General features: G+C 75.5%; 5 protein-coding genes. 3 read left to right on the top strand and 2 right to left on the bottom strand.

All coding sequences use genetic code 11. The features are described from left to right. Nucleotides 1-71: 71 nt before the first annotated feature. A complete protein-coding gene (locus LG395_RS38620; RefSeq protein ID WP_225813897.1) occupies nt 72-3,191 on the top strand; it encodes a type 2 lanthipeptide synthetase LanM family protein in 3,120 nt (1,039 codons plus the stop codon). A 251-nt stretch (nt 3,192-3,442) separates the two neighbouring features. Next, nucleotides 3,443-6,358 carry a helix-turn-helix transcriptional regulator gene (locus tag LG395_RS38625; protein WP_225813899.1) on the top strand — a complete coding sequence of 972 codons (2,916 nt, stop codon included), beginning with the start codon at nt 3,443-3,445 and terminating at the stop codon, nt 6,356-6,358. Nucleotides 6,359-6,595: 237 nt separating this feature from the next. On the opposite strand, the gene LG395_RS38630 is transcribed toward LG395_RS38625, so the two are convergent. After that, complete coding sequence (locus tag LG395_RS38630) at nt 6,596-6,802, bottom strand: hypothetical protein (RefSeq protein WP_171150120.1); 207 nt, start codon at nt 6,800-6,802, stop codon at nt 6,596-6,598. Between the two features lie 876 nt (nt 6,803-7,678). Here LG395_RS38630 and LG395_RS38635 point away from each other — a divergent pair. Then, on the top strand, nt 7,679-8,671 hold the full coding sequence (locus LG395_RS38635; protein WP_225813901.1) for a helix-turn-helix domain-containing protein: 993 nt from the start codon (nt 7,679-7,681) through the stop codon (nt 8,669-8,671). A 92-nt stretch (nt 8,672-8,763) separates the two neighbouring features. Here the strand turns inward: LG395_RS38635 and LG395_RS38640 are convergent. Continuing rightward, nucleotides 8,764-10,927 (bottom strand): non-ribosomal peptide synthetase (locus LG395_RS38640; RefSeq protein ID WP_225813903.1); only part of this gene is annotated, 2,164 nt, incomplete at its 5' end.

The following is a 10,927-nucleotide window of genomic DNA, read 5'->3' on the forward strand; positions in this document are numbered from 1 at the left end:
CACGGGTGCCCCAGGAATATGGGGGGCAGTTCCCCATGTGGGGGCCGCGGAGGTCTGACACCTTCGTCCTCGTGACTGAGACCACCGACCTCCCGGCTCCCCGGACCGCCAGCCTTCCGGGCCCGCTCGGCGCCGGCCCGCCCCACGTCTGGTGGGCCCCGGCGCTGACCCTCGCGGAGCGGCTCGCCGCACCCGGCCTCCCGGCGGCGCCCGCCGGTGCCGCCGCCGGGAGGGCCCCGTGGAACCTCGGGGACGGCGAAGGCTTCGCCCTGCGGCTGGCCCATCTCGGCGTGGACGGGGCCACCGTGGCGGCCCTCGCCGCGGAGACCGCCGAGCACCTCGCCGCCCGCGCGTCCAAGCCCGCCTGGGCCGGCTTCGCCGAGGCGGCACTGGCCGCCGCCCCCGAGAGCGTCGACGCACCGGCCGTGGACGGCACGGGCCCCGCGGTCTTCGCCGTCGTCGTGCGACCGCTCGTCACCCTGGCCGCGGATCTGCTGGCCCGCCGCACGGCGGACGTGTCCGCGACCGAACAGGCCGTGTGGCGGGGGGCGTTCGAGCGGCGGCTGACCGAGCAGCTGACCCGGCAGGCGGCCCGGACCCTGGTCCACGAGCTGTCCCTGGCCCGACGCGCCGGGCGGCTCGCCGGCGCGGACCCGCGGGAGCGGTTCGCCTCGTTCGTCACCGCCACCGGCAGCCGGCGGGGCCTCGCCGCACTGTTCGCGTCCTACCCGGTGCTGGCCCGGATGCTCGCGCAGACCGCGCTGGACGCGGCGGACGCCACGGCGGAGCTGGTGACGCGGTTCCAGGCCGACCGGGAGGAGCTGGTCGGCGAGCTCCTCGACGGGCGCGAACCCGGTGCGCCGGCCGGGGTGGACCTGGGGCTGGGCGACGCCCACCAGGGCAACCGGGCGGTCGCGGTCCTGCGCTTCGCCGGCGGCGGCCGGCTCGTGTACAAGCCCCGGTCGCTCGACCAGCACGGCCTGCTGGACGACCTGGCGGCCTGGCTCGGCGCCAAGGTGCCCGGCCTCGCCCTGCGCACGCCGCGCAGTGTGCGCCGGCCGGGCTACGGCTGGCTGGAGTTCGTGGAGCACCGCTGGTGCCGGTCGGGCACCGAGGCCGATGCCTTCTACCGGCACCAGGGTGCGCTGCTGGCCCTGCTGTACGCGGTGGACGGCGCCGACATGCACTACGAGAACGTCATCGCCTGCGGCGACCAGCCGGTCCTGGTCGACGCGGAGACCCTGCTGCACACCGGACTTCCGCAGGCCATGACGGCCGGCTCCGACCCCGCGGCGGACGCCCTGCAGGCCTCGGTGCACCGCACCTGTCTGCTGCCCCACCTGCTGATCGGTGAACACGGCGCGCTGGACATCTCCGCGCTGGGCCGGGACGCCGAGGGCACCTTCCCGAGCGAGGGCCTGCACTGGGAGGACAGCGGCGAGGACACGATGCGGGCGGTACGGGGGGCGGTACTCAGCCCGGCCGCACAGAACCAGCCGCTGCCCACGGGCGTGCCCCTGGCAGGGGCCGACCACCGGGCGGCCCTGCTGGAGGGGTTCCGCACCGGCTACGCGGCGCTGGCCGCGCACGGTCGTGAACTGCTCGCCCCGGGCGGGCCGCTGGCGCGGCACGCGGACAGCCCCGCGCGCCTCATCGTGCGGTCCACCCGTCTGTACGCCACGCTGCTGGAGGAGTCCGCCCACCCGTCGCTGCTCGGCGACGCCCTGGCTCGCGAGGGTGTGTTCGCGGTGCTGTGGACCGAGTCCGAGCACGACGAGGCCCGCCGGCGCCTGATCGAGCACGAGACCGCGCAGCTGTGGCGCGGTGACGTCCCCCTGTTCGTGCATCGGCCGTCCGGTACAGGGGTCCGGGCGGCCGATGGCACGTGGCTGCCGGACGTGCTGCCGGTGGCCGCCCTGACCGCGGTCGGCGAGAAGCTGGCCCGGATGGACGAGGTCGACTGCCACGACCAGGAGTGGATCATCTCGGCGACCCTGGCGGCGCGCGGCAGCGGTTCCCCTCTGGCGCGGCGCTCCGAACTCGCCGTCGCCCCGCTCCCGGCGGTCGTACCGGACGCCTCGCGGCTGCTGGCCGCCGCGTGCGGCATCGCCGACGAGATCGCCGCCCGCGCGGTACACGGCGGCGGCCGGACCAACTGGCTGGGCCTGGAGCAGGTGTCGGGTCCGCACTGGGCCGTGCTGCCGATGGGTGCCGGGCTGGGGCAGGGGTACTGCGGGGTGGCGCTGTTCCTCGCGCAGGCGGACGCGCTGACCGGCGCCGGGCGGTACGCCGCGCTGGCCCGGGAGGCGGTCCGGCCACTGCCCGCCCTGGTGAAGGCGCTGGCCGCCGATCCGGAACTGAGCGCGGCGGCCGGACCCGGCGCCTACGCCGGGCTCGCCGGTGTGGTCCACGCGCTGGTGCGGCTGTCCGTGCTGCTGGGTGAGGACCTGACGGGCTGTCTGCCCGATGCGCTCACCGCGCTCGGGCACGCCGTGGCCGCCTGCGCCGATCCGGGGCTGGCCGGTGGCGCGGCCGGGGCGCTGACCGCCGCCGTCGCCGCGCACGAGGCGACCGGGACGCCCGAGGCGCTGCGGCTGGCCGACGCGGTGGCGGACCTGCTGCTGGTCACGGTGCGCGGACCGGACCGGCAGGGCCCGCCCGCGGACGCCGCCGTCCTCGGTGGCGGGCCCGGGTTCGCGGACGGCGCGGCCGGGATCGGCTGGGCTCTGCGGCGCTACGCCGGCTGTCGCCCGGAGCGGGCCGCCGAACACGCGGACGCCGCCGACGCGCTGCTGCGTGCCGCGGTCCGCACGGTACGGACCGCGCCCGCGGACCTCTCCTGGGTCTCCGGGCTCGCCGGCGTGGCCGCCGCGGCGCCGCTGAGCGCCGCCGGCGCGCTGACACCGTTCCTGGCGGACGCCGAGGTGGGTCCAGGTCTGAGTCCCGGGCAGGGCACGCTCGGCACGCTGGAGGCGCTGGTCACGCTCGCCGGGCGGGGTGACACGGTGGCCGCCGGGGCGCTGTCCCGGTGTTCCGGACAGGTGCTCGCGCTGGTCGAGGCGCAGAGCCATCGTTGCGCCACTCCCGACCACGTCCCCTCCCCCGGGCTGCTGACGGGTCTCTCCGGCATCGGCTACGGGCTCCTGCGTCTCGCCCACCCCGACACCGTGCCGTCCCTGCTGCTCCTGTAGGAGCCCGGTCCTGGCCGCCCCCCGCTCCGGCGCGCCACGCCCGCGGGCCACACCTAGCGCCTCGGGACGTGTCCCGGCCGCCGTGATGCTCGCCTGCGGCGTCGTCGGCCCACCCGGTGCCTCGCCGGCGGTGGCACCGGGCCCGTGGGCGTGGCGGCGTGGCCCGCGCCCGGCGTGCCGCGGGGTGGCGGAACCGGTCCCCGGCTGCGCGGCCTGCCGCGGTGGCCGATGTCCGATTACTATCTGCGTTCATGCGTTCCCATGCGCCTTCTCTGGTCGGACGGGACTCCCAACTGGCCCTGTTAGAACGTGCTCTGGCAGACACGCGCCAGAGTCGCGGCGGTGTCGTGTTCCTCGTGGGAGAGGCCGGTGTCGGCAAGTCGCGGGTCGCGGCGGAGGCCGTCGGCGGAGCACTGGGTGCCGGGATGCGGGTGCTGCGGGGCCGCAGCAGCACCACGGGACCGGCCGTGCCGTTCCGGCCGCTCACCGAAGCCCTGATGCCGCTCTTCCGCGGTGGCGAACCCATCGACGACCTGGCCCTCGGTCCTTACCGGCCGGTTCTCGGGCGATTGATCCCGGACTGGGACACCGGCGAACGCGACGACAGTTCCATGGTGATCCTGGGCGAGGCGGTACTGCGCCTGCTCATCGCCGCCGGGCGCGGGCAGGGCCAGTTGCTGCTGCTGGAGGACCTGCACGACGCCGACCCGGAAACGCTCGGCGTCCTCGAGTACCTGGTGGACAACCTGGAGTACTCGCCCGTCCTGCTGCTCGCCACAGTCCGGACGGATTTCAGCGACGCCCTCGACCTCGCGCAGTCGGCCCGCCGGCGCGGCGCGGCCACCCTGGTGGAACTGCCGCCGCTGACCCGGCCCCAGACGCACGAGATGATCGCGGCGCAGCTCGGGGCCGACGGTCCGGAGCAGGTGCCCGCGGCGGTGCTGGAGCGGCTGTGGGAGGACAGTTCGGGCAGTCCGTACCTGGTCGAGGAACTGCTCCAGTCGATGATCGGGGCCGGCACCCTGGTGCGGGGCCCGGAGGGCTGGCGGGCGGTCGACAACCTCCGCAGCGACGTCTCCTCGTCACTGGCGCGTGGCATCGTGCGGCGTATCGACCGGCTCGGCGCACAGGGACTGACCCTGCTGTCGGCCGCGGCCGTGCTGGGCCGGCGTTTCCCGCTCACGGTCCTGCAGCGCATGACCGGCGTCGACGACCGGGCCCTGCTCAGCCACCTGCACGCCGGGGTGGCCGCGCGGCTGGTGGTTCCCGACGAACCCGCGCCGGACTGGTACTCCTTCCGTCACTCGCTCACCGTGGAGGCCCTGTTCACGCAGATGACCCCTGGTCTGCGCGCGGAGTTGGCCCGGCGGGGCGCCGAGGCGGTCGAGGAACTGCATCCGGACCTGGCCGGTGACTGGTGCGCGCTCGCGGCCGGGCTGCGCGGCACGGCGGGCGACAAGGTGCAGGCCGGCCTGCTGTTCGCGGAGGCGGGCAGCCGGGCGCTGGCGGCCGGGGCGCTCGGTTCCGCCGTCACCCTGCTGAGCCGGTCCGAGGGGCTGCTGGCCGACGCGGGCGATCCGCAGTCGCGGGCCATGGTGCTGGAGAACCTGCTGCCGGCCCTGGCGGAGGCCGGCGACTTCGCCCGCGCCCTCGACCTCGCCGAGGACCTGCACGCGCTGGACGGTTCGGGGCTCAGCCCCGTCCGTCTGGCCACGCTGCACACCCGGCTGGCCAAGGTCGCCCACACGGCGGGCCGGTGGAGTGACGGCAACCGGCAGATAGCCCGCGCCCGTGAGGTGCTGGCCGCGGCACCGGACGAGTCGGTCGCCGCGGCCGTCGACGTCACGGCCGCCTACCTGGCTCTCGACACGCCGGGGCCCGACCGTACCCAGCACGCGGAGAAACTGGCCCGGTCCGCCGCCGACACCGCCGAACGGCACGGTCTGCCCGTCGTCGCCTGCCAGGCCCGGGAACTGCTCGCGACGGTGGCGCGCGAGCGGGACCCCGAGGAGTCGGCGGCGATGCTCGGCCAGGCACTGGCCACGGCGGAGCGCCACCGTCTGCCTCTGCAGCGCATGTACGCGGCCACCCGGCTCGGTGGCAACGCCTGGCTGGCCGACGGTGACACCACGGGCCTGCTGGCGGTCCGCGAGGAGGCGCTGCGGCTCGGCTCCGTGAACATCGTCCACACCGTGGACGGCATCCTGGTGCTGGACGCCGTGCTGCGCGGCGACTACGACACCGCCCGGTCGGCCGCCGCCGAGTGCATGGCCGTCGTGCGCAGGCTGCGTCTCGCGCCCGTCGTGCGGTACGTCCTGATGGCCCAGGCCGTCCTGGCGGCCCATCACGCCGACCGGGGCGAGATGGAGCGGTCGCTGGCGGCTTTCGCCGAGTGGGACGGGGCCGGTTCGCAGGAGGAGGCGCTCGGCCGCGGTCTGGCCCGGACGTTCTGCGCCCTGCTGGAGGAGAACCGCGGCCTCGCCCGGGAGGAACTGCGGCAGGTGCTGGCGCTGGAGGCGGGCAACCCCTCGACCTACCACCTCGGCGGCACCCACGGCCTGGTCCTGCTGCTGGACGTGCTCGCCGGGGACGCGGACCGGGCACGGCACGAGGAGATCACCGCCACCGCCGTCGCCCGGATGCGCTGGAACCGTCAGTTCGTGCTGCTGAGCGACGCCGTGCTGCTGGGCCGCGAGGGCGCGGGTGAGCGGGCGGCGGCCACGGTGCAGGACGCGCTCGCGGTGGCCGAGCCGTACCCGCTGGCCCGGCACCTCGGGCTGCGGCTCGTCGCGGACGCGGCGCACCAGGACGGCTGGGGCGATCCGGTGGGCTGGCTGCGCAGCGCGGAACACTACTTCCACGAGCGGGACGTCCAGGCCGTGGCGGGCGCCTGCCGGGCGGGGCTGCGCCGGCTCGGCGCCTCCGTGCACCAGCACCGCACCGGCACCAGCGGCATCCCCGACCGGCTGCGCGCCCAAGGCGTCACGGTGCGGGAGTTCGAGGTGTTCCGGCTCCTGGCGGAGCGGCTGAGCAACAAGGACATCGCCGACCGGCTGTTCATCTCCCCGCGCACGGCGGAGAAGCACATCGCGAGTCTGGTCACGAAGACGGGGGCGGCGAACCGCGCGGACCTGTGCGCGCAGTCGGCCGCCCTGCGGGACGTCTGAGGCCCCTCCGCCGGTTCCCCCGGCGGGAGGGGACGCGCCGGACGGGCCTTCGGGACTCGGCGGCCGGCCCTGGCGGGCGGGGTCCGGCCGGCCGCGTCGTACCTGCCCGGCGCGGTAGCGGAGGGGAAGTCCTGTGTGCCGGCCGTACCGCGTCCACGAGGGGCCGTGCCCGGCCGGTCGGAACAGCTCGGCTCGCCGGCCCGGCCGCCGCCGGCGCCCCGGCGCGGGGCGGGCGCTTCAGTGCGGGGCCGAGACCGAGGTGTCGATCGAGGTCAGGGTGATGACGAGGCCGCTGGTGAGGACCATGCCGGCCAGGACGCGGGCTCGGGCGCAGGCGCGGTTGCGGCCCGTCAGGGTGATGCCGCCGGCGGCGTCCGAGTCGTCGGCCGGACGGGCGGCGAGGTCGGCGGGAGCGGAGGAGTCGTCGCGACGGAGCTCGGCCATGGGGAGAACCTCGTGTCTGTGAGGGCGGGTACGGGAAGACGGGCGAACGGCGTGGGCGGATCCGCCTGGTGACTCTCAGCGTGCGGAGGGCCGGCCGGTACGGCGAAGTTCGGTGATCGCCGTGGCCGGGACGGGAGCGCCGGCGCGGAGCGGTGCGCGGCCGGTGCCGGTCCGGAGGATCGTGACGGCCCGTCGGGCGAGGGCCGGGGGGTTCGCGCTGCTGGGAGTCGCGGGTGCTGCTGATTCGCTCACGAGAACAAGGTCACAGATGCGGTGGGGGCCCGCATGGGGAACTGTCCCCCATATTTCCCGGCGGCCCTTGCCCGGTGCCGCCGGCTCATGGGGCAGGCGGGGGGGGCCGCGGGGCACGGGCGCCGGGCGACGACGGATCGGGCCGTGCCGCCCGGCCGGGTGAGAAGCGCAGGCCGGCGACGTAGGGGCGGCCGACGGCGGGGCCGGGTGCCGGGCGGCCGAGGGGTGTGCGGGACGGGTGGCCGGCCGTGCGGGTATATGGGGGCGCGCACGCCCCGTCGAGCACGTCCTTTACGGGTACGGGGCGAGAGGCCGGCGGCCGGGTGGGCGGCCGGTGCGCGCGGTGGTGTCCGGTGCGCCCTCCGGGCGCGGTGGGCGCGCGCGCCGGAGAGCCGGCGTCCGGGCCGGAGCGCGGCCCGTGGCGGTGCCCCGGCCCGACCCGGGCGCGGTCGTGCGCGAGGAACTTGGGGGTTCGGCCCGCATCCGCCGCCGCGGCGGCTCCCGTTCTACTGGTGTCCGGCCGGCGGCCCACGGTCGTGTCCCGGGCGGCGCCGTCGGACCGATCTCGACCCGTGTCCCACAGCCAACAGGTGCCGTACGACAAGACTTACAGGAGTGGACGACATGCGGACCTCTCTGGGTATCGACTCCGTGGCGCGGAGCGTGTACATCGCGATGGCCGACCGGCCCGGCGCGAAGGTCTCCGAGCTGGCCGAGCATCTGGGAGAGACCGAGGAAACGGTCCGGGAGGGGCTGGAGCGGCTGTCCGCCCTGCTGCTCGTCGTCCCGGGGGATTCCGCGAGCGGCTGGCGTCCGGTCGATCCGGAGGTCGGGCTGGCAGCGATGCTCGCCCGGCAGCAGGACGAACTCGCCCGCCACCGCCTCCAGGTGGAGGGCAGCCGGCTGGAGGTGACGCGGCTGCTGTCGGAGCGCGGACGGCGCGGTGCGAGCGTTCCGGACGTCGAGTGGCTGGCCGGCGCGGACGCCGTGTGGCGGCACGTCACCTCTCTCGCCGAGGAGTGCGCGGACGAGTGGCTGACCGTCGGACCGGCCGAGCGGCTGGACACGGCGGCCCTGGAGGCCGGCCGGCCGGTGGACGAGATCCTGCGGCGGCGCCGCACTCCCGCACGCGCCATCGTGCTGGAGAGCGTCCGCAACGACCCCGGCGCGACGGAGCACCTGCGCCGCGCCGAGGAGTTCGGCGGCACCGTCCGCACCCTGCCGTCGCTGCCGGTGTGGATGATCCTCTCCGACCGGAGGCATGCCGTGGTGCCGGTCGTCGGCGGCCACAGCGTGATCGGCGCGATGGCGTGCGGCGTCGAGTCGGTCACGGAGGCGTTCGCGACCCTGTTCGCCCGGCTGTGGAAGGAGGCCGTGCCGTTCACGCAGGCGCGCCCCCGTACCCGCGGCGACCTCTCGCTGCAGGAGCAGCATGTGCTCCGGCTGTGGGCGCAGGGGCTCACGGACGCGGCGGCGGCCCGCAGGATGGACGTCTCGCTGCGCACGGTGCGCCGGCTGTCGGAGAAGCTGACCGACCGGTTCGGTGCCCAGAGCCGGTTTCAGCTCGGCGCGCTGGCGCTCGCCAGCGGTGGCATCCGCGCCGAGGACGTGGCCTGAAGCGCCGTGCACCCGGCGTGAGCGGCGCACGGTGAAGGGGCCGGACCTCCACGACGAGGTCCGGCCCCTTCACGGTGTGGCACCGGGCGCCGTCACCCGGCCGGCGCGAACTGCGCCGTGATCGCCGCCATCATCAGGTCGGCGATGCCCTGGGCGAGCCCCGCCGGGGTGGGAGAGTCGAACACGGCCCGTACCGGCACGTCGACCCGCAGCGCCTTGCGCAGCCGGGAGGCGACCTGTGTGGCGAGCAGCGAATGCCCGCCCAGCTGGAAGAAGTTGTCGTGCACGCCGACGCGCTCGATGCCCAGCAGTTCCTGCCAGACGGCGGTGACGGTCCGCTCGACGGCGTTGCGCGGCGCGGTGTACTCCGTCCCCAGATCCGGCCGCTGGTGGTCCGGCACCGGCAGGGCCGCCCGGTCCACCTTGCCGTTGGCGGTCAGCGGCAGCCGGTCCAGAGTGACGAACGCCGCCGGGATCATGTAGTCGGGCAGGAACCGGCCCAGGTGGGCGTGGAGTTCCGCGGTGCTCGGCGCGTCGGCGCCGGTGGCCACGAGATACGCCACGAGCCGCTTGTCGCCGGGTGTGTCCTCGCGGACGACCACGCTGACCTCGCCGATGCCGGGGTGGGTCAGCACGGTGGCCTCGATCTCGCCGAGCTCGATGCGGTTGCCGCGGATCTTCACCTGGTTGTCGATCCGCCGCAGGAACTCCAGCTGACCGTCGGCCCGCCACCGCACCAGGTCACCGGTGCGGTAGACCCGGGTGCTCAGCCCTTCGGCCTCGTACGCGGTGAACCTCTGCTCGGTCAGTTCCGGCCTGCCCCGGTAGCCGCGGGCCACCGGCACGCCCCCGACGAGGAGTTCGCCGGGCACCCCGACCGGCACCGGCCGGCCGTGCTGGTCCACCACGAACGCCAGGACGTTGGGGATGGGCCGGCCGATCGGCGGGACCGCGTCGCCGGGTTCGACCGCCGTCGAGGTGACGATGATGGTGGTCTCGGTGGGGCCGTAGTTGTTGATGACGCGGAACGGCAGCCGGGCCCCGGCCGGCATCCGCAGCCGGTCGCCGCCGGTCAGCACGTACCGCAGGGTGCTCCGGGCCGGCCACTGGACCGCCATCAGCGCCTCCAGCATCGGCGTGGACAGGAACGTGGCGTGGACGCCCTGCTCGCACAGCCAGTCCCGCAGCAGGTGCGGGGTGAGCCTGACGGTCTCGGTGGTGACGCAGCAGGTCGCGCCCCGGGTCAGGCCGAGCCACAGCTCCCAGGCCGCCGCGTCGAAGCCGATCCCGGCCAGCAGCGCGATCCGTTCCCCCGGCTCCAGCCCGTACTCCCGCGCCGTCCAGTGCACCAGGTTGACCACGCTGCGGTGTTCCACCTGCACGCCCTTGGGGCGGCCGGTGGATCCGCTCGTGTAGATCAGGTACGCCAGGTGGTGCGGCGCGGTGACCGGCCGGGGGTCGGTGTCCGGCTCGCCGGCCAGCGTCGCGGTGTCCTCGTCGAGCAGCAGCAGCGGTACGTCCGAGGGCAGCCGGCCGGTATGCGCGGTGCCGGTGAGGACGACCGGGGTCGCGGTGTCCCGGACCATGTACGCCAGGCGCTCGGCCGGGTAGTCCGGGTCCAGCGGCACGTACGGTGCCCCCGCCTTCAGCACGCCGAGTACGGCCGTCACCAGGTCCGGGCCGCGCTCCAGGCACACCGCGACCGGCATGTCCGGCCGCACCGCGTACCGGGTGCGCAGGTGGTGGGCGATCCGATTGGCGCGCGCGTTCAGCTCGCCGTAGGTCAGCGTGCCGTGCGGCCCCTCGACGGCCACCGTGTCCGGCTGCCGTGCCGCCCGCTCCTCGAACAGGCCGTGCAGCGTGGCGGTGTCCGGGAAGGCGGCGGCGGTGTCGTTCCACTCGGTCACCGTGCGCCGCCGCTCCTCGGCGGTGAGCAGGCAGAGCCCGGACAGCCGGACCGCGGGCTCGCGGGCCACCGTCTCCAGCACGGTGCCCAGGTGGCCGGCGAGCCGGGCGACCGTGTCCCGTTCGAACAGGTCCGTGCGGTACTCCAGGGCGCCGCGCAGACCGCCGTCCGGGTCCTCGGACATCATCAGGGTGAGGTCGAACTTGGCGTCCGGCAGCGTGACCGTGAACGGTTCGACGTCCAGCCCCGGAAGGCTCCAGCCGTGCTGGTCCGGCGTGTTCTGGAGCACGAACATCGTCTGGAACAAGGGGTTGCGGGACGGGTCCCGGTCGGGGGCCAGTTCCTCCACC

Origin of the sequence: Streptomyces spinosus, from assembly GCF_020400655.1 — a bacterium.
Lineage (GTDB): Bacteria > Actinomycetota > Actinomycetes > Streptomycetales > Streptomycetaceae > Streptomyces > Streptomyces argyrophylli.

Excerpts from the sequence above, each read along its gene's own strand:
- LG395_RS38625 (WP_225813899.1), top strand. The coding sequence starts at position 3,443 with ATGCGTTCCCATGCGCCTTCTCTGGTCGGACGGGACTCCCAACTGGCC.
- LG395_RS38630 (WP_171150120.1), bottom strand. The coding sequence starts at position 6,802 with ATGGCCGAGCTCCGTCGCGACGACTCCTCCGCTCCCGCCGACCTCGCC.
- LG395_RS38635 (WP_225813901.1), top strand. The coding sequence starts at position 7,679 with ATGCGGACCTCTCTGGGTATCGACTCCGTGGCGCGGAGCGTGTACATC.